Annotated in this window: 23 protein-coding genes and 2 pseudogenes; 12 read left to right on the plus strand and 13 right to left on the minus strand. The window is 61.9% G+C overall.

The window, feature by feature from the left end; all coding sequences use genetic code 11:
* Nucleotides 1-359: 359 nt before the first annotated feature.
* Entirely contained in the window at nucleotides 360-998 is a 639-nt protein-coding gene (locus tag CH251_RS13755; RefSeq protein ID WP_094613631.1) for an NADPH-dependent F420 reductase, read from the plus strand.
* Nucleotides 999-1009: 11 nt separating this feature from the next.
* Nucleotides 1010-1771, plus strand: coding sequence for an SDR family NAD(P)-dependent oxidoreductase (locus tag CH251_RS13760; RefSeq protein ID WP_094613632.1), 762 nt, complete (start codon nucleotides 1010-1012; stop codon nucleotides 1769-1771).
* A 58-nt stretch (nucleotides 1772-1829) separates the two neighbouring features.
* Here the strand turns inward: CH251_RS13760 and CH251_RS13765 are convergent, their stop codons facing one another.
* The 4 genes and pseudogenes from CH251_RS13765 to CH251_RS13780 all read right to left on the minus strand — a co-directional run.
* A complete protein-coding gene (locus tag CH251_RS13765; protein WP_094613633.1) occupies nucleotides 1830-2870 on the minus strand; it encodes an LLM class flavin-dependent oxidoreductase in 1041 nt (346 codons plus the stop codon).
* Between the two features lie 320 nt (nucleotides 2871-3190).
* The gene (locus tag CH251_RS13770) at nucleotides 3191-3529 is read right to left on the minus strand and encodes a WhiB family transcriptional regulator (RefSeq protein WP_094613634.1); all 339 of its coding nucleotides are present in this window, start codon (nucleotides 3527-3529) and stop codon (nucleotides 3191-3193) included.
* Between the two features lie 57 nt (nucleotides 3530-3586).
* Nucleotides 3587-5272 carry an L-lactate permease gene (locus CH251_RS13775; RefSeq protein ID WP_094613635.1) on the minus strand — a complete coding sequence of 562 codons (1686 nt, stop codon included), beginning with the start codon at nucleotides 5270-5272 and terminating at the stop codon, nucleotides 3587-3589.
* Between the two features lie 25 nt (nucleotides 5273-5297).
* Nucleotides 5298-5864, minus strand: a pseudogene (locus CH251_RS13780) (glycerate kinase); the annotation flags it as partial.
* Between the two features lie 223 nt (nucleotides 5865-6087).
* Here CH251_RS13780 and CH251_RS13785 point away from each other — a divergent pair.
* From CH251_RS13785 to CH251_RS13800, 4 genes are read left to right on the plus strand one after another with little or no spacing between them, the layout of a single operon-like run.
* Nucleotides 6088-7275 carry a glycerate kinase gene (locus CH251_RS13785; RefSeq protein WP_256979056.1) on the plus strand — a complete coding sequence of 396 codons (1188 nt, stop codon included), beginning with the start codon at nucleotides 6088-6090 and terminating at the stop codon, nucleotides 7273-7275.
* Nucleotides 7272-7787, plus strand: coding sequence for a gamma carbonic anhydrase family protein (locus CH251_RS13790; RefSeq protein ID WP_094613637.1), 516 nt, complete (start codon nucleotides 7272-7274; stop codon nucleotides 7785-7787). The genes CH251_RS13785 and CH251_RS13790 overlap by 4 nt, the downstream gene beginning before the upstream one ends.
* Nucleotides 7788-7803: 16 nt before the next feature.
* Nucleotides 7804-8859, plus strand: a complete 1056-nt coding sequence (locus CH251_RS13795) for a LacI family DNA-binding transcriptional regulator (RefSeq protein WP_256979057.1) — start codon at nucleotides 7804-7806, stop codon at nucleotides 8857-8859.
* Complete coding sequence (locus CH251_RS13800; protein WP_094613639.1) at nucleotides 8838-9863, plus strand: ketopantoate reductase family protein; 1026 nt, start codon at nucleotides 8838-8840, stop codon at nucleotides 9861-9863. Before CH251_RS13795 ends, CH251_RS13800 begins: the two co-directional genes overlap by 22 nt.
* A 47-nt stretch (nucleotides 9864-9910) precedes the next feature.
* On the opposite strand, the gene CH251_RS13805 is transcribed toward CH251_RS13800, so the two are convergent.
* Genes CH251_RS13805 through larA form a run of 5 tightly spaced genes read right to left on the minus strand, consistent with a single transcriptional unit; the run spans nucleotide 9911 to nucleotide 14929 of the window.
* Nucleotides 9911-10876: a 3-hydroxyacyl-CoA dehydrogenase family protein gene (locus CH251_RS13805; protein WP_094613640.1), complete on the minus strand. Its 966-nt coding sequence runs from the start codon at nucleotides 10874-10876 to the stop codon at nucleotides 9911-9913.
* Between the two features lie 27 nt (nucleotides 10877-10903).
* Entirely contained in the window at nucleotides 10904-12085 is a 1182-nt protein-coding gene (gene larC / locus CH251_RS13810; protein ID WP_094613641.1) for a nickel pincer cofactor biosynthesis protein LarC, read from the minus strand.
* Nucleotides 12082-12789: a nickel pincer cofactor biosynthesis protein LarB gene (larB, locus tag CH251_RS13815; RefSeq protein ID WP_094613642.1), complete on the minus strand. Its 708-nt coding sequence runs from the start codon at nucleotides 12787-12789 to the stop codon at nucleotides 12082-12084. Before larB ends, larC begins: the two co-directional genes overlap by 4 nt.
* Nucleotides 12786-13619, minus strand: coding sequence for an ATP-dependent sacrificial sulfur transferase LarE (larE, locus tag CH251_RS13820; RefSeq protein ID WP_094613643.1), 834 nt, complete (start codon nucleotides 13617-13619; stop codon nucleotides 12786-12788). The genes larB and larE overlap by 4 nt, the downstream gene beginning before the upstream one ends.
* On the minus strand, nucleotides 13616-14929 hold the full coding sequence (gene larA, locus CH251_RS13825) for a nickel-dependent lactate racemase (RefSeq protein ID WP_256979058.1): 1314 nt from the start codon (nucleotides 14927-14929) through the stop codon (nucleotides 13616-13618). Before larA ends, larE begins: the two co-directional genes overlap by 4 nt.
* 356 nt (nucleotides 14930-15285) lie before the next feature.
* Here larA and CH251_RS13830 point away from each other — a divergent pair, with 356 nt between their 5' ends.
* Both CH251_RS13830 and CH251_RS13835 read left to right on the plus strand, forming a co-directional pair.
* Nucleotides 15286-16536, plus strand: a complete 1251-nt coding sequence (locus CH251_RS13830; protein ID WP_256979059.1) for an MFS transporter — start codon at nucleotides 15286-15288, stop codon at nucleotides 16534-16536.
* Between the two features lie 40 nt (nucleotides 16537-16576).
* Nucleotides 16577-17509: a 3-keto-5-aminohexanoate cleavage protein gene (locus CH251_RS13835; protein ID WP_094613645.1), complete on the plus strand. Its 933-nt coding sequence runs from the start codon at nucleotides 16577-16579 to the stop codon at nucleotides 17507-17509.
* 55 nt (nucleotides 17510-17564) lie between these two features.
* On the opposite strand, the gene CH251_RS13840 is transcribed toward CH251_RS13835, so the two are convergent.
* Together CH251_RS13840 and CH251_RS13845 are read right to left on the minus strand one after the other, a co-directional pair.
* Nucleotides 17565-17987 (minus strand): MarR family winged helix-turn-helix transcriptional regulator, encoded by a 423-nt coding sequence (locus CH251_RS13840; RefSeq protein WP_179273588.1) that lies wholly within the window; start codon nucleotides 17985-17987, stop codon nucleotides 17565-17567.
* Nucleotides 17988-18072: 85 nt separating this feature from the next.
* Nucleotides 18073-18519 carry an Rrf2 family transcriptional regulator gene (locus tag CH251_RS13845; RefSeq protein ID WP_094613647.1) on the minus strand — a complete coding sequence of 149 codons (447 nt, stop codon included), beginning with the start codon at nucleotides 18517-18519 and terminating at the stop codon, nucleotides 18073-18075.
* Between the two features lie 353 nt (nucleotides 18520-18872).
* Between CH251_RS13845 and CH251_RS28260 the strand changes: the two are divergent.
* Both CH251_RS28260 and CH251_RS28265 read left to right on the plus strand, forming a co-directional pair.
* Nucleotides 18873-18992 (plus strand): annotated as a pseudogene (locus CH251_RS28260) (transcriptional regulator); the annotation flags it as partial.
* A 17-nt stretch (nucleotides 18993-19009) separates the two neighbouring features.
* Nucleotides 19010-19315 carry a hypothetical protein gene (locus CH251_RS28265; RefSeq protein ID WP_179273589.1) on the plus strand — a complete coding sequence of 102 codons (306 nt, stop codon included), beginning with the start codon at nucleotides 19010-19012 and terminating at the stop codon, nucleotides 19313-19315.
* 83 nt (nucleotides 19316-19398) lie between these two features.
* Here CH251_RS28265 and CH251_RS13850 read toward each other — a convergent pair whose 3' ends face one another.
* Nucleotides 19399-19809 carry a nuclear transport factor 2 family protein gene (locus CH251_RS13850; RefSeq protein ID WP_218828297.1) on the minus strand — a complete coding sequence of 137 codons (411 nt, stop codon included), beginning with the start codon at nucleotides 19807-19809 and terminating at the stop codon, nucleotides 19399-19401.
* Nucleotides 19806-20612: an MBL fold metallo-hydrolase gene (locus tag CH251_RS13855; RefSeq protein ID WP_094613649.1), complete on the minus strand. Its 807-nt coding sequence runs from the start codon at nucleotides 20610-20612 to the stop codon at nucleotides 19806-19808. The genes CH251_RS13850 and CH251_RS13855 overlap by 4 nt, the downstream gene beginning before the upstream one ends.
* A 93-nt stretch (nucleotides 20613-20705) precedes the next feature.
* Here CH251_RS13855 and CH251_RS13860 point away from each other — a divergent pair, with 93 nt between their 5' ends.
* Nucleotides 20706-21554: an AraC family transcriptional regulator gene (locus CH251_RS13860; RefSeq protein ID WP_179273590.1), complete on the plus strand. Its 849-nt coding sequence runs from the start codon at nucleotides 20706-20708 to the stop codon at nucleotides 21552-21554.
* Nucleotides 21555-21825: 271 nt separating this feature from the next.
* On the plus strand, nucleotides 21826-23181 hold the full coding sequence (locus tag CH251_RS13865) for an MFS transporter (protein ID WP_094613701.1): 1356 nt from the start codon (nucleotides 21826-21828) through the stop codon (nucleotides 23179-23181).
* The last annotated feature ends 26 nt before the right edge of the window (nucleotides 23182-23207 follow it).

The raw sequence follows: 23207 nt of genomic DNA on the forward strand, positions 1-23207 counted from the left end.
TGCGAGCAGCAGAATGCAGCAGCCGAATCGATCGGAGAACACCCGCGAACGGGAGAGCCGCGATGAAGATGACCGATGCGATGACCGTCGAGACCAATGCCGAGAACGGATCGACTCGCGTCCGGTCATGTGCCCGGGAGATACGAGGCGAACGCGCGGTACCAGAGCCTCACGAAGCCGGAGGGCAGCACGACTCGGACGATCTGCTCGGTGATGCGGAGCGGAAGTGTCGATGTTTCCTGCCTATTTCGGGGTTCGGTAGAGGCAAACGGAAATTAATGTCGTTACGTCGGCGACACACTGGTAGTGTGAATCCGTCGGCGAAGTACGTCGCCTAAATTATCGACTGGAGCACAGACGTGAGTATCGGCATCATCGGATCCGGCGGTCTCGGATCGAATCTGGCTCGGGCACTGGCGAACAAAGGGATCAGCGCCACGATCTCGAACAGTCGTGGGCCCGAGTCTCTGGCCACGCTGGTCGGCGAACTCGGTGCGTCCATCTCGGCAGGCACCGTCGCCGAAGCGGCCGCGGCGGACATCGTCGTCGTTGCGGTGCGCTGGGAGAGCTTGCCGGGTGCGCTGGAAGGGCTGCCCGACTGGAACGGTCGCATCGTCGTCGACGGAACGAATCCGGTCGAGTTCCTGGATCCCGAAGCCCCCAAGGATCCGGCCAACCCTTTGGCCGACTACGGAATCCGAGCAATCGATCTGGGCGCGCGACACTCGTCCGAGGTGTTCAGCGAATGGGTTACCGGAGCGCGAGTGATAAAGGCCTTCAACCATCTGGACGTGTCGGTGCTCGGTGAGCCCGCGGTGGGTGGAGGCAAGCGCGTCCTGTTCTACTCTGGCAACGACGCCGACGCCAAGGCCGCGGTCGGCGCGCTGATCGAACAGGCAGGATTCTCGGGAATCGATTTGGGCGCGTTGGACGTCGGTGGCCCGTTGACGCAGTTGCCATTCGGTGCCCTCGCTACCCACAACTTCGTCAAGATCTGATTGCCGCAGCGATGAGCGATCGGTTGAAAGACAAGGTGTGCCTGATAACCGGCACAGGAGGGGGCATGGGCCGGGCTGCAGCGTTGCGCTTCGCGGCTCAGGGTGCCCTCGTCGTCGGATGCGATACCAATGCCGCGTCCGCCGCGGAGACGGTGTCGCTTGTCGAGGCCGCGGGTGGCCGCATGGTCTCGATACATCCGGTCAATTTGAGCACGATGGCGCAATGTCAACGAGTGGTCGATTTCGTTCTGGAGCAGCACGACCGGCTCGACGTGTTGTACAACAATGCCGCGTTGGCTCATTTCAATTGGATCGAAGACATCACCGAAGAGGACTGGCGCGCGAACACTCGCGATGAGGTCGATCTCGTCTTCTTCTTGACCAAGGTCGCGTGGCCGCATCTGAAGGCCAGCGGCGGAACGATCGTCAACACGGCGTCTCTGACTGGGTGGAGGACGTTTCGAGTGCTCGGCGGGCTCGCACACGCCACCGCCAAGATGGGCATCGTCGGTATGACCAAACACCTGGCGATGGAAGGCCGCGAGTTCGGGATTCGCGCCAACTCCATTTCGCCGGGAATCATCGAATCGCCGCAGACCGTAGCGCAGCTCGAAGACAAGAACTGGGCGGACTACATGCTGGGCAAGACCATGCTCGGTCGCCTGGGGAAGCCGGAAGAGGTTGCCGATGTGGCAATTTTCCTTGCCTCCGAGGAGAGTTCGTTCGTGACCGGCGTGGACATCAAGGTCGACGGGGGAATGGCTGTCTGGTGAGGTTTCCAACAGCAGCAGATGCGCCGCCCGAAACGGGCAGCGCATCTGTACGTGTCGATCAGACTGGAACTAGTTCGGCCACAATCGGTTTGACCTTTGCGCCCAGTAGTTCGATCCCGTGCAGCATGCTCGCGTGCGGCAATTGAGTGTTTGTCATCTGGATTGTCATTCGATCGATTCCGCCGAGATCCTCCGATACCGACGCGATCTTGCGTGCAACTGTGTCGGGGGACCCGACGAACATGGCACCGTAGGGGCCGGCCATTTGCTCGAAGTCGGCTTTGCGCGGGGTGACGAAGCCGCGCTCCCGACCGATGGTTCCCATCATGTTCGCCCATCCCGGATACACCGCGTCGATTGCAGCGGAATCGGTATCGGCTACAAGCCCCGGTGCGTGGATACCTACCCGTAGCTGCTCGGGGGTGTATCCGGCGCGAGCACCTGCTTGACGGTAAAGGTCGATCAACGGCCTGAAGCGTCGAGGTTCGCCTCCGATGATCGCCACCATCAGGGGGAGTCCGAGCGATCCGGCGCGCACGAACGACTGTGGACTACCGCCGACACCGAGCCACACCGGCAGCCGATCCTGGACCGGAAGCGGGTACACGCCCTGACCTGTCATCGGCGGTCGGTGGCGGCCGGCCCAGGTTACCGACGTCGGATCGTCGAGGATGGTGAGCAGCAGATCGAGCTTGCTGGCGAACAGCGAGTCGTAGTTCGCGATGTCCAAACCGAAGAGTGGATAGGCCTCGGTGAACGACCCGCGGCCCACCACCATCTCCGCGCGTCCACCGGACAGCAGGTCGACAGTGGCGAACTGCTGGTGCAAACGCACCGGGTCGTCGGCGGAGAGAACCGAGACGGCGCTCGTCAGCGTGATCCGCTCGGTTCTCGCCGCAGCGGCGCCGAGCAGCACGGTCGGTGCCGAGTCGTAGAACTCCTTGCGGTGGTGCTCACCGATTCCGAATACGTCGACGCCAGAAGCATCGGCCAGCTGAACCTCCTCCATCAGATGCGAGATTCTGGTGCGCGCGTCGATTTCGCGTCCGGTGTCGTACTCGACGACGTAGGACACGAAGTTGTCGATTCCGATCTGCATTGGATGACCGTTCTGCTCGAAGGAGTGAGGCCTTGCGGCTCCCTACGTCTCAACAACATGCACAGTCATGTATTCCGCGGATCGGCGCACGCTTGAAGACGACTTCGTAAACAGCCGAAGGAATCGAGTGGAGCATGTCCGCAATGCGCCTCGCCCGGTGCAACGTCGTCCCTTGCTATTGCCGAACGTATTGGTGCGGCAGGGCACTCTCTGACGAACCTGGAGCGAGCCGGCCACATCCCTTGGCCGCCTCGCCGAAAATGGTGGCACCCGATCGCTGCGGCGCGGAAAAGTCTCGTGCCCCGCAGGCCCTGTCCGCCTTACCGTTTGGCCCGATCCTCTCCGGCCATCCACGCCAACGCACGTTCCTTCGATGTCATGGCACCCCAAATGCCATGCGGCTCGGCTGCTTCGAGTGCATAAGCCCGGCATCGTTTGAGAACGGGGCAGTTGACACAGATGGCTTTGGCTCGCCCTTCGATTGCGGCGAGATCTTTTCCGCGGGCGCTCGTCGGTGGATAGAAGACCACCGGATCTTCGTTCCTGCAGGATCCGCCGAGTTGCCAATCCCATTGTTCGACAACCGGTGCGGGCAACGTCGGTGTCACGGAGCGGTAGCGGGTCACTGCGGAGTGTACGTCCACTGGTGTCTCCTTCATGTCGGCACGATAGAGGAGGGCCGTGCGTCGAGGGACGCACGGCCGTCGCACGAGGATCTACGGAACCATCCAGCCGAGAACCGGTGTCGATTGGAGGACGATCAGAACGGTGATGAGTGCGAGCAATCCGAGGCTCCAGGGAAGTAGCTTCCGGAACAGGTTGCCCTCGGCTCCGTCCACTCCCACTGCTGCGGATGCAACGGCGAGATTCTGAAGCGACAACATCTTGCCCATGACGCCTGCGGAGGAGTTGGAGGCCGCCATCAAGGTGGGCGACAGTCCGGTCTGTTCGGCTGCTGTGACCTGTAGGTGCCCGAACAGTGAGTTCGACGACGTGTCGGATCCGGTCAGCGCTACGCCGATCCATCCGATGACCGGGGACAACACTGCGAAGAACACCCCTGTCGAGGCCAGTGCCAGGCCGAGCGTGGTGGTGAGCCCGGACAAATTCATCACGGAGGACAGCGCCAGCACCGACGTCACGGTGACGATGGTCCATTTCAACTGGACCACAGTGCCGCCGAATATCCGCAACCCTGCCAGCGGCTTCATTCGATAGATCGCCATCGTGATCATTCCGGACAACAGAAGCAGTGTGCCTGTTGCCTTGAGGTGATCGAGTTTGAACTTCTGCGCCGCGACCGCTTTGCCGTCGGCGTCGACGACATTCAGTCCTGGCCACTGGAAGGTGACGCTGCCGATTTCACCGAGCCAGGTCTTGATCGACGGAATCTGGGCGATCGAGAACACGGCCATCACGACCAGGTACGGAGCTATCGACATCATCACCTGAGGGAGCGGCGGGCGTGTCACTGCGGCAATGTCCGTCGTGGGTCGCGTGACCACGGCCGATCCTGAGGTGTCGTCGTTACCGAAAGTCGTGTCTGCGCTGTCGGTGGGGGCTGCGGGGACATCACCCGAAACAATCTCCCGCGGCTTCCAGAAGTGGAGCATCACCAGAACAGCAGCAACTGTCGCTACCGATGCGGTGACGTCGGTGAGTTCGACAGCGATGTAGTTCGAGGTGAGGAATTGCATCAAACCGAAGACGAATCCCGCCATCAGCGCGACGGGCCACGTCTGGGCCAGTCCGCGGCGTCCGTCCACCAGCATGACGAGTAGGAGGGGCACGATGAGCGCGATGAGTGGGGTCTGGCGCCCGGCCATGCTGGAAAGCTCATGCAGTGGAATGCCGGTGACCCCGTTGAGCGCGATGACCGGCGTTCCCATGGAACCGAATGCGACCGGCGCCGTGTTCGCCAGAAGGCATACCACCGCGGCCTTCATGGGCTTCATCCCTGCGGCCATCATCATTGCCGCGGTGATGGCCACGGGCGCACCGAAACCTGCGAGTGATTCCAGCAGTGCTCCGAAGCAGTAGACGATGAGGATGGCGAGGATTCGCAGATCGTTCGACACCGACCGGATCGTGGTACCGAGTATGTCGAACCACGGTGTCACTACGGTGATTCGGTAAATCCACAAGGCAGTGACGAGAATCCACAGGATCGGTATCAACCCGTAGACGACGCCGGCTGCTGCCGAGCTCAACGCCTGTCCCACTGGCATTTTCCACACGGCAACTGCCAGTATCAGTGCGGTGGCAAGGCCGGCGAGGGCGGACTTGTGGGCCTTGACCCGGAATGCGCCGAGAAGAACGAACAGCAGGGCCAATGGGATGGCGGCGCAGAGCGCGGACAGGGCCAGCGATCCTGCGACGGGTGCACTGATTTGTTGAAACATCGGTTCTCTTTCGACGTCGGTGAATTCAGGAGGCGATCCGTGTGGCAGGGGTGGTCGACACCCCGGCGAACGCGGCGTACATGCTCGCGACATGAGCTGCGGTGTTGCGGACGAGTTCGGTTGTGCTGGTGGAAAGTTCATCGAAACAAGTGGGTCCGGGAGCGATGGACAGGGCTGCGGCAATTCCCGCCTCGCGTGTCTGCTGCGGACCGAGAGCGACGCGACCGGCGATGACGACCACCGGGCAGGCCGCCGGAGTTACCCGCCTTACGCCTGCGACCACCTTGCCTCGCAGCGATTGCGAGTCGAAGGATCCCTCGCCTGTCAGGACGAGAACAGCGTCGGCGCAGAGATCGGCGAATCCTATTGCACGCATGACCATGTCGGAGCCCGGCATCAATACCGCGCCGAGAAGGGGTACCAGGCAGGCGGGCAGGCCGCCCGCCGCCCCCGCCCCGGGGATCGCCGTCACGTCGGTACCGGTCTCGGTGCGCAGAATTGCAGCGAGATGCTCGAGGCCGGAATCGATCGCGTCTACCTCTGCGGCGCTTGCACCCTTCTGCGGGCCGAACACTGCAGCAGCACCCTCGGGGCCGAGGAGCGAAGCGTAACTGCCAAATCACCCTTCCGACCGAACCCTGCAAGACCAGACTTCGGGTCTCTGTGTGGGCGAAACTACGCGGACCGGCCAGTGACCTGATCGCCGGACTTAACATTGCTTAATGATCTGGATCACACTTAGGTTCATGCCGTAGAACGATCCTTTTGCGCCACGGAGCAAGCCGTCGTGTCGCACCGAAAGGCCGGAGAGAACATTGAGCACTCGACCACACCTCGGGGAGATCGGCCACGTCGTCGTGGCACCCGACAAATTCAAGGGATCGCTGACGGCTGCCGATGCAGCCAGTGCGATTTCCAACGGTCTGACGGCCGTCGACCCATCGCTCCGGATCTGTGAATTTCCGATCGCCGACGGTGGCGACGGCACTGTGGACATGGTTCTGCGCCAGGGATTCACCGCGGTGACCTGTCAGGTGACTGGACCACTCCAGTCGACGCTGTCTGCTACCTACGGCTGGAAGGACGGCATTGCAGTCATCGAAATGGCCTCGACAGCCGGTCTTGCCGTCCTCGGCACCGGCGGGCCGAACTCCACGACCGCCCGGACGGCATCGACTCGCGGTGTCGGGCAGTTGATTTCGGATGCTCTCGACAAAGGTGCTCGGAAAATCGTGCTGGGAGTAGGCGGAAGTGCAACCACGGACGGCGGAGCCGGCGCGGTCACTGCCCTCGGCGGACGCATCCTGGACGCAGATGGCGACAGTGTGTACCCCTGCCCAAGCGATCTGGTTTTCGCGCACCGGCTCGATCTCACAGGTCTGGATCCACGCATAGCAGATGTAGAACTCGTGGTGGCGTGTGACGTGGACAATCCGCTGCTCGGGACACATGGTGCCTCCGCCGTGTACGCACCGCAGAAAGGTGCCGACGCCCACACTGTTCGCTTGCTCGACGGTGCTCTGACTCGTTGGGCAGACGTCGTCGCAGATGCGGTCGGCAATGACGTGCGGGAGGTGCCAGGGGTGGGCGCTGCGGGAGGCATCGCATTCGGTCTGCATGCGGTATTCGGCGCGACGCTGGTATCCGGGATCGACTTGCTGCTCGAGCTGACCTGCTTCGAGGACGTGCTGAGCAATGCCAGCCTGGTCATCGTAGGTGAGGGGTCACTCGATGAACAGAGCCTACGGGGCAAAGGCCCCATCGGTGTCGCGGCCTCGGCGCGGCGCGCAGGTGTTCCGGCCGTCGCCGCGGTGGGTCGATCCAGCGTGACGAGTGAGCAGGCCACTGCCGCCGGGCTCGACGGGGTATATGCGCTGGCTGATCTCGAGCCGGACCCGATCCGAAGTATGGCCGATGCGCGCACCCTGCTCGTCGAAGTCGGCACAAGGATCGCGCGCGAATACTCGACCACTCCGGCGGCGCACCGGATGGACGTTCGATGATCGTGCACCTCGACGGCATGCAGACGGAGACCGACGATTCCGCGTGGGTTGCTCCCACAGCCGTGGTGATCGGGCGAGTGACTCTGGGCTCGGAAGTCGGTGTCTGGTACGGATCGGTGATTCGCGCCGACGACGCGAGCATTCGGATCGGCGACCGTTCCAACATCCAGGACGGATGCGTGTTGCATGCCGATCCCGGGTTTCCACTCGTTGTCGGGACAGGAGTGTCGGTGGGACACAACGCCGTTCTGCACGGCTGCACTATCGGAGATGACGTCCTGATCGGCATGGGTGCGATCGTCATGAACGGGGCGGTGGTGGGTCAGGGGAGTCTTGTGGCGGCCGGTGCCGTCGTCACCGCGGGCGCAGTCGTGCCGAGCGGGTCGTTGGTCGCGGGTATCCCTGGCAAGGTCCGCCGTAGTCTGACGTCGGACGAGATAGAGGGAAACCGCGCGAATGCCCGGTCGTACGTGGACAACGTCGCCAGGCACAGGGCGGCCCACACCCTGTGAACGAAGGAGGTGTGCGGTGAGCGCGTCGGATTCGGGCCTCGCCCATCCGCGGCCGAACCGAGTATCCGCCGCTCAAGTCGCACGGGTGGTCGGAGTGTCGCCCGCGACCGTGTCCTACGTGATGAACGGACGATCAGGTGTCTCCGAAGAGACGCGTCTGCGGGTGCTCGAGGTCGCCGAACAACTCGGGCACACCTCCAGTGCTCGCGCGCACCGGTTGCGGTCCGAGCAGACCAGGGTGATCGGCTTGGTCCTGAGCGACGTGGCCAATCCCTTCTACACCGAAATTGCTGCCGGCGTCATCGATGCTGCGCGAGCTCACGGGTACGAGGTGTTCCTGACCCACACGCAGGAGGATCACGACACGCTCGAGCCCATCGTGAACGCGATGATCGCTCGCAATGTTGATGGCGTCGTGATGACGGTCCTGTACCCTTCCGATGGCAACGTCGTCAGAGCACTGCGCAGCGCACATATCCCGATCGCCCAGCTCTATCGTCGAATCGAGCAGATCGAGGCAGATTATGTCGGAATCGACGACTACACAGCAGCTTTCGAGATGATGAACCACGTGGCCGATCATGGTTGCAAAGATGTGGTCACCATTGTCGGTCCGCTCGCATCCAGCGCGACGAATGCCCGGGCCAGAGGATTTCGGGAGGCTGTCAAGGTGCGTGGGCTCCGCAATACCGACGCTCAGCAATACAGCACATACGTGAGTGAGCAGGCCGGCTACGACGTCGTCGAAACGATTCTGGCGCGCAACGAACTACCGAGCGCGATCGTCTGCGGAAGCGATGCGGTGGCGCTGGGTGCCATGAGCGCACTACGAGCCGCCGATGTCGATGTACCCGGCGATATCGCGGTCACTGGCTTCGACGGGCTCTATTCCGGCGCATCGCCGTTACTCGAGCTCACCACCGTCTTTCAGCCGCGCCGCGAAATGGCCTCGCAGGCAGCGGAATTGCTCATTCGACGTATCGACGGGTCCGGGGGATCTTTCCAGACCGTCCTCCGCGCTCACCATCTACGGATAGGAACCACATGCGGATGCCCGACAGCCCGGAAGTAGCTCCTCGCGTACTCGTCGTCGGCGGCGGAGCCATCGGAGGTGTCACCGCGGCGCACCTGTCCCGAAGCGGCCATGACGTCGTCGTTCTCGATACCTCCTCCGAGCACGTCGGCCTCATATCGGGCCGCGGCCTGCAATTCGACGAGCCGACGGGAACCTCGACCGTGCGGGTGGCGGCCGTCGAGTCGGCAGACGACTTGGACGGGCGGTTCGACTTCGCGTTGGTGACACTCAAGGCCCCCTACCTTCGATCTGCTTTGACACCGCTGATGGAGTCGGATCGCGTCGACACGTACGTGAGTCTGGGAAATGGTTTGGTGCAGAATGTGATCGGCGACGTGGTCGGACAGGACAGGTTCGTCGTGGGAATCACCGAATGGGGTGCAACGAACCTGGGTCCGGGGCACCTCGCTCAGACCACGGTGGCGCCGTTCGTCATCGGCGAGGTCGACGGCCGATCGACGCAGAGGTTGGCGACACTCGGAGGCGTTCTCTCGGCCGCTGCCGAGGTGGTGACATCGGATCGCATCGTCGGTCAAGTGTGGTCGAAGTTGTTGCTCAACAGCACATTCTCGGGGCTCGGAGCCGTCACCGGAGGACTGTACGAGGACATTGCCTCCGACCCCGTGGCACGTTCGGTGGCGTATCGGCTATGGACCGAAGCGTACGACGTCGCTACCGCACTCGATGTCGACTTGGCGGAGATCGTGGGGGTAGCACCCGACGACCTGGTTGTGAGGTCCACCGGTGATTCAGCGCGGGCGGATGCGGCCCTTGCAATTCTCATGCGCCGACTGGGTAAGACGAAAGCATCGATGCTCCAGGATCTCGAGCGCGGCGCAATCACCGAGGTGGACGTCATCAACGGGGGAGTGTCCGCCACTGCCCGCTCGCTCGGGATTGCTTCACCACTCAACGATCGGGTAGTCGAGATCGTGCACGCGTGCGAATCCGGCCGACTTCGGCCGGGAGCGGAAGCACTTGCGGCACTTGCAGAAATCTGAGATCGGGCGAATCGGTGCACCCCGTGGGTGCACCGATTCGTGTCGGATCAGCGTAGTGCGGGAGACTCGCCGAGTCGATCGCGCAGACGGTTCAATTCGACGTATGCGCGGTCGCGGTAGGCCAACAGGTCATCCTGACTCTCCGCGTCCAGATCGAGAAGTCCCTTACCTGTCTTGATGCCGAAGTTACCTGCAGCAACGGACTTCTCGATGACGTCTGGTGTGGAGAAGCGCTCACCGTACGCGCGTTCGAGGACACCGAATGCTCCTTGGTAGACGTCGAGTCCCGCCATGTCCGCGATGGCGAAGGGGCCGAAGAGCGAGAGTCTGAACCCGAACGAGTTCGAGACGATTGCGTCGATCTCCTTGGCGGTTGCCACCCCCTCGGAGAGCATGGTCGATGCTTCTTTCAGCAATGCGTACTGCAGGCGGTTGGCGACGAATCCCGGGCTGTCGGACACTGTGGACGGGCGTTTGCCCACCGCGCGCATCATGTCCGAAGCGAAATCGACCAGGCCTTCGCGGGTGCCGGTGTGGGGGATGATCTCCACGCACGGAATGAAGGGCGCAGGATTCATCCAGTGCACACCGAGGAATCGATCGGGATTCTCGACTCCGACTGCGAGAGAAGTGATCGGAATTGCGGAGGTATTGGTTCCGATCGTTGCCGTCGGGTTCGCGGTCGAGAGGCGGCGAAGGACGTCGAGTTTGATCGACTCGATCTCCGGTACGACCTCCATGATGAAGTCGGCGTCGGCGACGGCTGCTTCCATGGACTCGGCCGCGGACAAGTTCTGTGCAACTGCGGAAGCAAAGCCCAGGGGCACAAGGTCGTTGGCCTCGAACTGCTTGGCTTCGGCATGAAGACGGTCGCGAGCCCGCTCCGCAGTGGCGGCATCGACATCGGCGATGAGCACCTGATAACCGTGCGCCGCGAATGTGACGGCTATGCCGCCGCCCATATAGCCGGCGCCCACTACAGCGATCTGCTGGATGGTTGGTGTCGTAGTCATGAATCTACCTCTCGGTTGTCGTGTCGATCAGTGAGTGTGCGGATGGGTGTGGGTGTGGGTGTGGTGATCGTTCACCAGGGTCTGTACTCGCTCGGCCACCGATCGCAGTGGCACTCCTGTCGCGGTGGACACCGCAACCAAGTCGTCGTGTTCCGGCTTCGATCGATGCGGGCCCACCTTCACCCGCACGTCGTGTCCGTCGACGTTCACCACCTCCATGTGACGTGGCAGGGTCCGCCGATCGACGTGTGTGCGGCGGACGCCCAATGAGCCTGTCCTCGTGAGCAGACACTCCTCGACGACGGTCATGGTGGACGGGGTACACAGCGCCGAGATCACGTGGGCAGGTCGGTTCTTCTTGCCGACCACGGGGGTGATCCATGCGTCGGCTGCGCCGGCCGTGAGCAGCGCTGGGATCAACTCGCCGAGTATCTCGCCGGTGACATCGTCGACTGTGGTGTCCAGAACGATCATGGCATCGGGGCGACTCTCGGAACGCAGGCGTGTTCCGAGCACCGCGGTGAGTACGTTCGGACGACCCGGTGTGTCTCGCGTTCCGGCACCGTATCCCACTGCGTCCATCGTCATTTCGGGTACCGGGCCGTATCGAGTATTCGCTGCAGCGAGGAGCGCGGCTCCGGTCGGGGTGACCGTTTCGGTGTCGGAATCGATTCCGCGAACACGCGATCCGCGCAACAGTTCGAGCGTGGCAGGTGCCGGCACGGGAATGATGCCATGTGCTGCTCGTGTCTGACCGACGCCCAAGCCGACTGGCCCCGACCATACTTCGTCGATGTCGAGCGCGTGCAGTGCGGAGGCTACACCGACGGTGTCGACGATGGTGTCGACACCACCGAGCTCGTGGAGGTGTACCGATTCGACCGGTGTGTCGTGAATTCGTGACTCGATTCTGGCCAGTGCACGAACGGCAGCGGCCGCGAGATCTGCGGCCTCGCGAGGCCTCGCCCTCTCTGCCATCGTGATCAGCTCGTGTGCATGGCGTTCGGAAACAACATCATCGACGTCGACCACAGCGTGCAGTGCCCGAACGCCCTGCCGTTCGACGCTCTCGACGTCGAGGGTCCAGCCGGTGATTCCGGTCGAGGCAATCGCCTCACGAAGTGTCTGGATCGGTGCGCCGAGGTCGAGAAGTGCCCCTAACATCATGTCGCCCGAAATGCCGGCGATGGGGTTGAGCCAGAGAATCATGATCGACTCCGATCGTCCGACATCATCGATCGAGCTGCGAAAATTCGATGAACGGCCATGGCGGCACCGAAACCGGAGTCGATGTTCACCACCGCCATCCCCGCGGCGCAGGACGTCATCATGGCGAGCAGGGCGGTGACACCGTCCATCGACGCCCCGTAGCCGACCGAGGTGGGGACACAGATCACCGGTGTCGCGACGAGTCCGCCGACAACGCTCGCAAGAGCGCCTTCCATTCCCGCGACCACGATGACCGCGTCCATCGCGCGGATCTCGTCAACGCGGTCGAGAAGCCGGTGTATGCCAGCGACACCCACATCGCGTATGTGCTCGACGGACAGTCCGATTGCCGTGGCGACGGCAACTGCTTCATCGGCGACCGGCCCGTCTGCGGTTCCCGCGGTCACTACTCCGACCGAAATCCGACGGGGATCGGCGGGCCTCCACACCAGGAGGCGTGCGGCGCGGTCGTAGCGTCCGCCGGCGACCGATGCAGTGACCACCGCCGCATCATCGGCTTCGATTCGAGTCACCAGAATCGGGCCGGAATTGGCGAGCAGAAGTGTCTCGACGATTTTCGCGATCTCCGGTGCAGTCTTGCCGGGGCCGTATACGACTTCCGGTAGCCCTTGGCGGCGCTCCCGGTCGACGTCGACGGTGTAGTTCAGTTGGTGCACCGCAGGCGCAGTGTGGCCGGCACTCATCGGGTCACCGCCGTCAGTGGAAGTAGCACATTCATTGCGCCGCTGCGGAATTCACCGAGATCGAGCGAAACGAAGAGAAAGCCCGCGGAACGCAGCTCGGCTCTGATCTCGTCTCTGGAGCGGAAGGCCTCGTCCATGTCGGCGTGGGGCATTTCGAGTCTGGCAAGGGTGCCGTCGGCATGTGCGCGAACTCGAAAGTTTCGAAACCCAAGCCGCTTCAGCGATTCTTCCGCTTGTTCGATCCGAGCAAGCGCGGCAGGAGTAACGCTGTCGCCATAAGCAATTCGAGACGACAAGCATGCAGCGGCCGGTTTCGTGGCAGTCGTGAGCCCGTACGAGGCGCTGATCTCACGAACGTCGGCTTTCGACAGACCTGCATCGACCATCGGTGCTATCGCACCGCGAAGGCGGCCGGCAGCTTGTCCGGGCCTGTGGTCGCCGAGGTCGTCGAGATTGGTCCCGAGTGCCATCCGTGCGCCCATCAGCGCAGCCATCGGTTCGAGCGCATCGAACAGTGCTGTCTTGCAGTGAAAGCACCGATCACCATCATTGGCGATGTAGTCCGGATTGCTCATCTCGTTCGTGCAGACCTCGATATGTGCGATGCCGTGGCTCCGAGCGAATTCTGCTGCCGCACTGCGCTCGGATGCGGGCAAGCTTGCGGAAACGGCCGTGACCGCCAGCGCTCTTCTGCCCAGTACCTGCGTTGCGGTGTAGGCGAGCAGTGCTGAGTCGGCTCCGCCCGAGAAAGCGATCAGGACCCGGTCCTCGAGCGACAGACGAGCGATCAATCGGTCCTTCGCTGTATTCGGAGTAGCGCTGTCTTTCATGCGAGAACTCCTGTCGTCACGTAGGGAATGGTCTGGGGTCCTTCGGGCAGGACGCAGACCCTGGCGTCAGGGCCGAGCCGCGCCAGTTCGGCTCGGACTGCGTCGCCGACATCGGGTACGAGAAACAAATGGGCTGTTCGTAATTCGGAGTCGGACAGCGAGGTCGTGTACATGCCGACGCGTGCTCGGGCCAGAACCCGTGCGAGAACCTGCACCTGCCACTGGTCGGGCACAGTTTCGGTTCTCGCCGATATTGCCTCGAGCAGAGCCGCGGGCGTGGCCTCGGATGCGAGTACTTCGCGAAAGGAACCGTGGTCGGGGAAGCCGTCGCTGCATTCTGCGGCGCAGATGATGAGGCCTCCGGGCTTGACCACCGTGGCAGCAGCAGTCATTCCCTTTACCGCCTGGTAGACGCTCTGGTCGAGCGGGAAACCGGAGTTGGTGGTGACGACGACGTCGTAGAGCTGGGGCACCGGACACATCGACAGCTCACGAACCACCTCGCGCGCGGCCGCGTGCATCTCCAGCAATGCGCCACCGAACGCCGCAATGATTCTCTGCTCGCGGTTGAGCACGACGTCGAATGCGAAATCGACGCCGGTTCCCACCGCGATTGCGCGAACATCGTCGTGCACCGGATTGCCCTCGCACACTGCCCACGTCGCGTTCTCACTGCCTATTCTTTCGGCGTTGTGGAGTGTCAACACGGTGTCGAGCCCTGCGAGACCAGGAGCAACCAATTTGGGTCCTCCACTGAATCCGGCGAAGAAGTGCGGTTCGACGAAGCCCGTGGTGATCCGAATGTCCGCATCGACCCAGTGGCGGTTCAGCCATACCGGGACGCCTTTGCCGAAAGTCCCCATCCACTTCAACGATTCAGGGTCTCGTCCGTCGTGATTGATGATCCGCATCGTGTCGACGAGATCGTCCCCGAGCATGTCGCGGAGTTCGGTATCGGTGTTGCTGCGATGAGTTCCGGTTGCGACGAGCAGGACGAAGTCGGAACGATCGACTATTCCTTCCAGCTCGGCCAGTAGTGCTCTGACCATCGCTTCGCGAGGCTGCGGACGGGTGGAGTCGCACAATGACACCGCGATAGTCTGGCCGCGTTCGACTACGTCTCGCAGTGCAGGCCCGGCTACCGGGCCTGTAAGTGCAGCTCTCAGTGTCGCGTGCGGGTCGGTGGCGGCGGGTCGGAATACCGGTTCGACCACGGTGGTTCGATCGGCAGGCAGTCGAACATTCAATCCTTCTCTGCCATAGGCAAGTTCGACCGTGATGTCGTTGCCTGGCGCGTGGGTCGCAGTCACAAAGTCTCCTGAAATCTGACCGACGCGCAGGATGCCTTCCTGGAGCAGGGGCGAAGCATGCTCTACAACTCCGCGACGGTTGTGTGATGCCGATTACACTCGCCGGGCTTAATGTTAAGCAACGTTAAGTAGTGCCGTAGATCGGGAATCGGGCAACGCGTTACTTAACGTTGCTTAACCTTGAGGGGCCCCTCTGTAATGGGCATCACACGTTGAATATGGCGCTGGTCACACCCCAGCGCCGACCCCGACCACACACTCACCGACTGCAGAGGCCGACCATGTCCCGAACGCAAGCCCCGTTAACGGCGATGAGATCGCCGGAAACCATCACGAAGGTAGTTTTCCGCCGCCTGATGCCGCTTCTGGTGATCGTCTACGTCATTGCCTTCATCGACCGGACCAACATCGGAATGGCGAAAGATCGTCTCGAGATCGACCTGGGGTTGTCAGCAACCGCGTACGGAATCGGTGCCGGGCTCTTCTTCCTCACGTACGCGCTTTCCGAGATTCCCTCCAACCTGATCATGCATAAGGTCGGAGCCCGATTCTGGTTCACGCGAATTATGATCACCTGGGGTCTGCTGTCGATGTCGATGGCGTTGATCCAGGGTGAGATGTCGTTCTACATCCTGCGCATGCTGCTCGGTATCGCCGAGGCGGGCCTGTTCCCGGGCGTGATGTTCTACCTGACTCAGTGGTTCCCGATCAAGGACCGTGCTCGCGCAATCGGACTCTTCTTGCTGGGCGTTGTCATCGCTCAGATCGTCGGATCCCCGCTCGGCGGGCTGCTGTTGATGCTCGACGGACTCGGCGGCCTGCACGGTTGGCAGTGGATGTTCATCATCGAGGGCATCCCCGCAGTCCTTTTGAGCGTGGTCGTGTGGAAGACGCTTCCCAATCGGCCGACCGAGGCAACCTTCCTCAGTCCAGAGGAAGGCAAGGACCTCGAGGCGCGCATCAAAGCGGAAGAAGACTCCGGTGCAGACTCGGCCGGGAATTCGAGCTTCCGAGATGTATTGCGAGACAAGCAAATCCTGCTCGTCGTCGGAATCTATTTCGCACACCAGATCGCAATTTACTCGCTGAGCTTCTTCCTGCCTTCGTTGATCGGGACGTACGGCGACCTCACTACATTCGAGATCGGGCTACTCGCAGCGATTCCGTGGATCTTCGCCGGCATCGGCGCAATATTCATGCCGCGATTCGCCACCAAAGCCGGACGTAGCCGCATCATCGCCGCGGTTGCAATGCTCGGTATCGCAGTAGGCTTTTCCATCGGAGCAGTCAGTGGTGCCGTGCTGGGACTGATGGGATTCTGCCTGGCGGCGTTCAGCTTCTACGCCATCCAACCGATCCTGTTCACGTTCCCGGCGACACGAATGAGCGGCAAGCGCCTCGCCTTCGGTCTCGCATTCATCAACACGATCGGCCTCACCGGAGGATTCGTCGGGCCCTATGTCATGGGCTTCTTCGAGGATGCCACCGGTAACAAGTTCAGCGGGCTGTTCTTCGTCGCCGCAATGTGCACGGTGGGCGCGCTTCTGAGTTTGAAGCTCCGCATGGGCACTGAGGATCCCAGCAAAGCGGCAGTTGCCGCTCACTGATCCTTCACCCTTATCGAAAACTCGCGAAAGAGAGCAAATTATGGCCAGCAAACGCAAAGTAATCATCACCAGCGCCGTGACCGGCGCAATCCACACTCCGAGTATGTCCCCGTACCTACCGGTGTCGGCCAACGAGATCGCCGACGCAGCCATCGGGGCAGCCGAGGCCGGTGCGGCGATCGTGCACATGCATGCCCGTGACCCCGAAGACGGCCGCCCCTCTCAGGACCCCAAGCACTTCGAGCCCATTCTGGCGAAACTGAAGGCGAACACCGACGCAGTTATCAATCTGACCTCGGGTGGTTCACCGCACATGACCGTCGAGGAGCGGATGAGGCCGGTCGCGACGTTTTCCCCCGAGCTCGCATCGTTGAACATGGGCTCGATGAACTTCGGGTTGTATCCGATGCTGGACCGGTTCACCGAGTTCGAGCACCAGTGGGAACGTGATGCGTTGGAGAAATCACGAGATCTGGTCTTCAAGAACACGTTCGCCGATATCGAGCGAATTCTGGAAATCGGGAACGCCGGCGGTACCCGCTTCGAGTTCGAGTGCTACGACATCTCGCATCTGAACAACCTCAGTCATTTCCACCAACGTGGGCTTGCCCGTGGTCCGCTGTTCGTCCAGTCCGTGTTCGGTCTACTGGGCGGGATCGGCGGCCACCCCGAGGACCTCATGCACATGCGTCGCACCGCAGACAGATTGCTGGGGGAGAACTACCAGTGGTCGATCCTCGGTGCGGGCAAGAACCAGATGCCGCTCGCGACCATCGGTGCTGCCATGGGTAGCCATGTGCGAGTGGGGCTCGAAGACTCCTTGTGGATCGGCCCGGGACAGCTGGCCGCATCGAATGCCGAGCAGGTTATCCGGATTCGAACCATTCTCGAGGCACTGAACTTCGAGGTCGCCACTCCTGATGAGGCCCGTGAAATGCTCGACCTCAAGGGTGCGGACAAAGTGGGATTCTGACCGCGTTCTGTGTGACGGATGGGCTCGCTGACCGCAGTGGGCCCATCCGCCTCGATCAGGTTTCCTCGTCGAATTTTCGACACAGGTCCCGCAGGTCGGCGAGCTCGGTTCGATTCAGTGAGCTGGTCATCGACAGCATCACCTCACGTGCATGAGCCGATCCGACGCGACGTTGGACTTGTCTTCCGTCATCGGTCAGCTGTATCAACGATGCACGGCCGTCCGAATCGTCGAGAACCCGCACGATCAGACCCTGCGACTCCAGTCTCGCTATCAACCGAGAAAGCCCTGGTTGCGTCAACAGGACATCCTGCGTCAACTCGGTGATGCGCTTGCCATCCGTCTTCGACGACAGTGCGTAGAGGACGGCGTATTCGTTGGGCTGCAGGTCTTCCCATATCGCACTGTCCGACAGCGCTCGCTGAAGTCGAGTGTGCGCGCGATACATCGCTTCCCACGCCTCGTTTGCGACTTGCATCGTCGAGGGTTTCGCTCTGCCGCGGCGTGCCTCGGTCAAGGTCGACTCCGGTTCGAGACGTCGGGCATGCGGCTCCGAAAGCGGTTCACCACTCGTACGGTATCGAAAACTTCCCCAGGCGTGCGACATCGGCCGCAATGTCGGCAACGGTCACACGTGACAGCTCCTTTTCCATCGCAGTTCGTGCCCGTTCGAGCGGGCCCTCTACGGCGCGCGTGATGTTGCCGCCGACAGGGCAACTGTCACAGGGGGCGTTGCGAGGGTGCGAGAACAGTGCGGAGTCCTCCACTGCTCGGTACACGTCCAGTAGACGGATGTCGGCGGCGGGGACGGCGAGTAGAGCGCCTCCGCCCGCGCCGAGTTGCGAGGTGGTGAGACCGGCCTCGTGCAGTTTGGAGAGCAATCCGCGAATGACGACTGCGCCGGTATTGATGGAGTAGGCGAGTTCGTCGGAGCGCACAGGCTTACCCTCGCTGACAGCGAGGGCAGTGAGGGCGTGTATCGCCACCATGAAACGTGTACTGGTCGGCATATCGGCTTCCGTAAGTGTGTCACCAACAGTACCTCGAAGGCCCGTCCTTCATTCCGGCCGGGGGTGGAATCGCGACGCGGGGCACCTGCCAACACGTGCGGAGCAGAGAAACTTTTTGTAGAAGGGGACCAGTCGCTCCAGTGCAACGTGGACCGGTTCGGGTTTGTCGTACAGGTCACGAGGATCGGCAGACGTATCTCTACAGTCTCGCCCGTAAGACCTCCACCCCGTCCCCGACGCCGGGCCACCAACGTCTGCGACCCCATTTGCAGCTGATTCTGGATCAGCTCACCGAGTCTCCGGCCGTGGTTGTGGGTAGCTACGGGGACATCCTGGGGTAAAACTTTCTCGCTTCGGCTCTCATGACCGACTTTTCCCAGCTACCGGTGTCAGAGCGCAATTACATCCGTCTGGCATTTGTCGACCCAACGATCCGATCTCTGTACGGGGACTGGGAAACTACCGGACGTGACGCCGTCGCATTTCGCGCATGGAAGCTGCGCAGGCACCGAGTGACTCTCGTTCGGCTGCACTTGTCGGAGAATTATCACTTCAGGACAAGGACTTTCGAGGTTGGTGGGCCTCGCAGTTCTCAAGACCAGCGGGACGAAGCTTCTCCGCCATCCGCGCGCGGGAATTCACCCTTGAGTGGGAAATGCTCACGTGTGCCACCGATCCCGACCAACAACTCATGGTCATGACCGCGAACCCGGGTACTGCCACACACCAAACGCTGAGGATCCTCGCCGTAGACAGGCATACAGCACATGCGCGGGCGGATCACGACCGAGCGTAGGTTTCTTGCGGGCATGACGATTCGTTGTTGCGCTCGGTGAGGGGCGGAGCGTGCAGTTCGGCGCAACGCCCCTCACCAGGCGTTTACTCGGTGGCCGCGTCCCGAACTACTGCGGTGTCGACGAACTGCTCGAATCGGACGATCAGTCCGCCGCGAACGACGAAGTGATGAGCTACGCGAGCTGTGAAGGCCTTACCTGTTTGCTTGTGGCTGGCGGTGTATCTGGCAAGGACAACCACATTTTCTCCATCCACGACATAGGTGTCGTCGTGAGCCGCCCAGTCATTCCACTCGGCACCGAGTTTTTCCATCACGTTGGCCGTGACGCCGGTCGGGGTGCGGTAGGTTCCCGCCAACGGAAACCCTGCCATCTCGGTCCATTCGACATCTGGGGCCAGCGTGTCGCGCAGTGCGTCCAGATCGCCGGCTGCCGATGCGATGTACTGCCGACGGACCACTGCGGCCGGTGACGGATCGGACGAATATTCGTTCATCCCCATGCCATTTCGCCCTTTGCGACAAGTGCCCCGAGATGCGCGGCCACCGCAAGACCCGCGTCGGGGTACTCGGCCAGCAGCGCCTTCTCGACCTCAGCGCCACTGTCCTTCTCCCCGACGATGCGCTCGAAGGTCTTCAGGTAATCGCGGGTATGAGCCAACGCGGCACCGTCCGCTGCAGCTCCCGCGGAGCGATGTCCGGCGATCACTGTGGTCGGATTCAAGGCCTTGACTGTGTCCAAGCCGTCGATCCACTTCTGACGGAGTTCGGGGGTCGAGGAGTCGGCAGTCCACACGTGCAGGCCGCTGAATACCAGGACGCCGCCCACCACTGTGCGAGTTGCGGGGTCGAAGAGGAACCATCCGCGGTTGTGCGGATCGAGGTCTGCGTTGCGCAGTTCGAGGGTCTGGTCGTCGACGGTGATGCTGTCGGAGCTGAATGCTTCGAGGGTGACGCGGCGGGTCGGCAGGTTGACCCCGAGGTTCTTCCACGACTCGAGCTTCTTGTCGTAGCTGTGGTCGATGTGGTCGATGACATCGGCGGGTGCGACGAACCGGGCGTTCGGGAATGCATCTTGGACCACTTCGGCTCCGAAGTAGAAGTCCGGGTCGCCTGCGCTGATGAAGACGGTCGTAAGTTCCTTGCCGGAGTCGAGAATTGCTGCCACGGCTCGGTGTCCGTCCGCGCGTGTGAATCCTGCGTCGACGAGGACAGCTTGGGTGTCACCCGACACGAGCGTGATGGTCTTGTCCAGCGTGTTCGGGCCGGTATCCAGAGTGGTGAATGTCAGGTCAGTCATCGTTGCGTCCTTCGGTTTTGCGGATCGGTTCCACACAAGAGTGCCGTAGCTGGAAACGGCTATCTGGTGACGACCTGCGGCAGAATGGTGAATATGCGACAAGGCAAATCTGTTCGTGGTGTCGAGTTCACACCCTCCGCGTCCGATATCGAGATCGAGCTGACGACGCTTCGAGCGATCGTGCGTAGCGGTGGTCGACGAGAGTTTCTTGCGCCGCAGCGATTGAATTTCGATTTGCTCTATCGAGTGGAATCCGGCCGGACTGTGCACCGAATCGACTTCGTCGAGTACGACATCGCCCCGGGGGATGTCGTCTGGATTCATGCAGGACAAGTCCACGAATGGGGCGAGATCGACGCGCTGTCCGGATCGGTGGCGATGTTCGCCTCTCATGCGGTCGGGCCGTCCACTCAGCAACTGCTGGCGATAACGGCAGTGAACATGCGCAGCTTTTGGACTGCGGATGCGGGCACGAGCGCCGGGGTCCACACGGCGCTCGACGCGCTTTTCGCGCCTATGCCGCCGTCGTCCGGCAGCGGTATCCGACGCGAGATCGGACGATCGGCGTTGGCGTGCCTACTTCTACGACTGAGTTCGGAGACCGACGGTCACCCCGCATTGGAGGGGGCCGAGGTGTTCGCATGGTTTCGAGCCGAGGTGGAAGCTCAATTCCGTTCGATACGTACGGTTTCGGACTACGCGCAGCGTCTCGGGTATTCGGAGCGCACTCTGAATCGAGCTGCCAACAGTCATGGGACGACGGCGAAGAAGACGATCGACGACCGAATCGTGCTCGAGGCGAAGCGATTGCTGGTGTTCACGTCACTCTCGGTGTTGGACATCGGAGTTCAGCTCGGGTACGACGACCCGTCCAACTTCACGAGCTTCTTTCGGGTGCGGACGGGGCGGACACCGAGCGGATTTCGGCAAGGTGACCGTTGACGGAAAACGGGCCGTGACGTCGTCGACCGGTGCGCGAATGCACCCCGCGCTGAATCTGTACATCGGCTGGTTCCCTTCTGCATAGGACCAGGGTCGTCGACCGACGTCGAGCTCAGTGGCATGAATCCGTTCACCGATTCACCGATTCACCGATTCACCGATTCACCGGGCGCGAGTGGCGCGACACGCAAAGAGGTGTGCAGTGTGATGGTTGCCATACGTCGTCCCGGTGTGGTTCACTGCTTAAACCTTTTAGTGAATGGAGCACCGGATGGCCACGACAGCAAGCGCCGCCTCGCGACCGGATAGGACCGACGCGCCTCCAGGCATCGTGCGGACCGCGTTCGCCAGCTTTATCGGCACGATGATCGAGTGGTACGACTTCTTCATCTTCGGTACTGCTGCGGCGCTGATCTTCAACGAGGTCTTCTTCAGCAACATGTCCGCCGCCGGCGGGACGCTCGCATCGTTCGCGACGTTCGGCGTGGCCTTCGTGGCGCGCCCCGTGGGCGCGGTGTTGTTCGGTCACTACGGAGACCGTTTGGGCCGCAAGAAGATGCTGGTTCTGTCCCTTCTCCTCATGGGTGGCGGCACCGTCGTGGTCGGCGTGCTACCCACCTACGAGACATGGGGGATGGCGGCCCCGATCTTGCTCGTGATCTCGCGACTCGTGCAAGGACTCGCAGTCGGTGGCGAGTGGGGCGGAGCAATTTTGATGGCAGTGGAATCAGCACCTCCGAAGAAGCGCGCCTTCTACGGGAGTTGGCCGCAGATGGGTGTGCCCGCCGCACTTGTGTTGTCCACGCTGTCGTTCTACGCGGTCCGCCAACTGCCCGAGGAGCAGTTCCTCAGTTGGGGTTGGCGCATCCCGTTCCTGGCCAGCACCTTGCTCATCGGCGTCGGCCTGTACATCCGCCTAGCCATTCTCGAGTCACCCGAATTCTCGAAGATGAAGAAGAACGACGAAGCGGCCGAGTTTCCCATCGTCGAAGTGGTGAAGAAGAATTGGCGCGGACTGCTGGTCGGTATCGGTGTGACTGCTGCGCCCAACATTCCGTTCTATCTCGCCACCGTGTTCGTGATCAAGTACGCCCAGGACTATGCCGGCATGACCAGCAATTTCATGCTTCTCGCGTTGTGCGTGGCCGGGTTCGTCGAGACTCTCGGTATTCCCCTGGCCGCCATGCTGGCCGACCGATTGGGCGTGGTGAAGGTCTTGATGGCAGGCGCGGTGTTCATGCTCGTGCTGTCCTTCCCCTTCTTCTGGCTCATCGACACGGGGAACTCGGTCCTGGTATTCCTCGCACTGTTCTTGATGCTCGCAGTGGGGCACACGATGACCTACGCACCGATGGCGACCTTCATGGCAGATCTGTTCCCCACCAACGTTCGCTACACGGGCACCTCCGTCTGTTATCACCTGGGAGGCGCTCTCACGAGCGGGCCGGTGCCACTGGTGGCGGCCGCCCTCGTCGCGTGGGCCGGCAGTGCTCTTCCTCTGTCCATCTATCTGGCGATCGCCAGTGCGGTCACGATCGTCGCTCTCTGCTTCGCTCGATCCGCCATGCCGGGACAGGGCGAGTTGTCGAAATCGAATCGACCTGCATTCGTGGCAACGGTCCGATGACAGAATCTTCGGTTGTTTCCTTGCGG

Source organism: Rhodococcus sp. 06-462-5, from assembly GCF_002258315.1.
Lineage (GTDB): Bacteria > Actinomycetota > Actinomycetes > Mycobacteriales > Mycobacteriaceae > Rhodococcoides.

Bases quoted from the DNA above. Each gene is read 5' to 3' on its own strand.
- larE (WP_094613643.1), bottom strand. From the start codon at position 13,619: ATGAAAGACAGCGCTACTCCGAATACAGCGAAGGACCGATTGATCGCT.
- CH251_RS13805 (WP_094613640.1), bottom strand. From the start codon at position 10,876: ATGACTACGACACCAACCATCCAGCAGATCGCTGTAGTGGGCGCCGGC.
- CH251_RS13835 (WP_094613645.1), top strand. From the start codon at position 16,577: ATGGCCAGCAAACGCAAAGTAATCATCACCAGCGCCGTGACCGGCGCA.
- CH251_RS13855 (WP_094613649.1), bottom strand. From the start codon at position 20,612: ATGACTGACCTGACATTCACCACTCTGGATACCGGCCCGAACACGCTG.
- larC (WP_094613641.1), bottom strand. From the start codon at position 12,085: ATGATTCTCTGGCTCAACCCCATCGCCGGCATTTCGGGCGACATGATG.
- CH251_RS13865 (WP_094613701.1), top strand. From the start codon at position 21,826: ATGGCCACGACAGCAAGCGCCGCCTCGCGACCGGATAGGACCGACGCG.
- CH251_RS13770 (WP_094613634.1), bottom strand. From the start codon at position 3,529: ATGAAGGAGACACCAGTGGACGTACACTCCGCAGTGACCCGCTACCGC.
- CH251_RS13800 (WP_094613639.1), top strand. From the start codon at position 8,838: ATGCCCGACAGCCCGGAAGTAGCTCCTCGCGTACTCGTCGTCGGCGGC.
- CH251_RS13840 (WP_179273588.1), bottom strand. From the start codon at position 17,987: ATGCAAGTCGCAAACGAGGCGTGGGAAGCGATGTATCGCGCGCACACT.
- CH251_RS13845 (WP_094613647.1), bottom strand. From the start codon at position 18,519: ATGCCGACCAGTACACGTTTCATGGTGGCGATACACGCCCTCACTGCC.
- CH251_RS13860 (WP_179273590.1), top strand. From the start codon at position 20,706: ATGCGACAAGGCAAATCTGTTCGTGGTGTCGAGTTCACACCCTCCGCG.
- CH251_RS13765 (WP_094613633.1), bottom strand. From the start codon at position 2,870: ATGCAGATCGGAATCGACAACTTCGTGTCCTACGTCGTCGAGTACGAC.
- CH251_RS13790 (WP_094613637.1), top strand. From the start codon at position 7,272: ATGATCGTGCACCTCGACGGCATGCAGACGGAGACCGACGATTCCGCG.
- CH251_RS13775 (WP_094613635.1), bottom strand. From the start codon at position 5,272: ATGTTTCAACAAATCAGTGCACCCGTCGCAGGATCGCTGGCCCTGTCC.
- CH251_RS28265 (WP_179273589.1), top strand. From the start codon at position 19,010: ATGGAAGCTGCGCAGGCACCGAGTGACTCTCGTTCGGCTGCACTTGTC.
- larB (WP_094613642.1), bottom strand. From the start codon at position 12,789: ATGAGTGCCGGCCACACTGCGCCTGCGGTGCACCAACTGAACTACACC.
- CH251_RS13760 (WP_094613632.1), top strand. From the start codon at position 1,010: ATGAGCGATCGGTTGAAAGACAAGGTGTGCCTGATAACCGGCACAGGA.
- CH251_RS13850 (WP_218828297.1), bottom strand. From the start codon at position 19,809: ATGAACGAATATTCGTCCGATCCGTCACCGGCCGCAGTGGTCCGTCGG.
- CH251_RS13830 (WP_256979059.1), top strand. From the start codon at position 15,286: ATGCCGCTTCTGGTGATCGTCTACGTCATTGCCTTCATCGACCGGACC.